The 1,009-nt window shown below is 53.4% G+C and carries 1 protein-coding gene; it reads left to right on the forward strand.

Features of this window, described 5'->3' with window-relative positions; all coding sequences use genetic code 11:
* Window positions 1–164: 164 nt before the first annotated feature.
* Window positions 165–1,009: DUF932 domain-containing protein (locus D6783_06025; GenBank protein ID RME52039.1), on the forward strand; the 845-nt coding region annotated here is incomplete at its 3' end.

Consider the following 1,009-nt stretch of genomic DNA (forward strand, 5'->3'; position numbering starts at 1 on the left):
AAAAAAATTAAAAAAGTTGTTGCGTGTTTGGGGCTTGTGTGGTTTATTTGGGTATCGGTTAAACCAAAAGTCGAAACCCTTAACAGAAAGACAAGACAATGCCTAAGACTGCTACCTACGCTACTGAATCGAATTACGACTACCCTGTTGAATTGTTCCCCACCATGGTTCGCATGGGAGACCGGGAAATTCCTACCGGCGACTTTGCCGCCATCCGGACTGACAATAACCGCGTGTTGGCGACTGGCCTGTCCAACCAATACGCACTCGTGCAAAACTCTGACTTGGTCAACGCTGTCCGGGACGTGTTTGACTCTCACGACATGGGAGACTATCGGCAGGAAACCTTCGTGACCAATGGCGGTTCATACGTCAACGTGCGCTTTGACTTTGGCGAACAGAAGGATTTCAAGCTTGCCAAGGTTGGGGATGAGTTGGGCATGCGCTTGGTGCTCAAAAACTCCTTTGACGGTTCCGTTGCCGCCGGCTTTGCGCTTGGCTTTTTGCGCAAGGTGTGTTCCAACGGCATGATTGCGCTTTCGAAGGAATTCAGCTTCTCCCGCCGTCACAAGGGCGAGAATCTGAGCTTGGATGGTATCGCAGAGGCTCTTCAGAAGGCCGTTGCCGGATTCCGGGATGAAGCTGCCAAGTTTGACTTGCTTGCCAGCGTGCCGGTCTCTGAGCAGCAGGGGAATAACATCCTGAGCAACCTTGCCGCCACCCCGCTTCTGTCCAGCCGCGTTGCCCGGCAGATTGCGGATGTTTGGAACAACCGGCCGGAGTATGACGCTACCCCGAACCTTTACAACGTTTACAACGCTGTCACTGCGTTTTCCACTCACGTTTTGGAGCGGAACAGTTATAACTCGGCCCAAAACCTGACGAAAGGGGCGCTGAAAGCCTTGTATGAAGCCGCAATTGACGAGAAGCGCTTGCGCAAGCTTATCGCCCCGCCTAAGTTCAAGCGGGCTGTGGAAGCCGTTTCGGCCTCTGAGCTTGTGCGCCGTGG

Source organism: Candidatus Woesearchaeota archaeon (genome assembly GCA_003694805.1).
Classification (GTDB): Archaea; Nanobdellota; Nanobdellia; order Woesearchaeales; family J110; genus J110.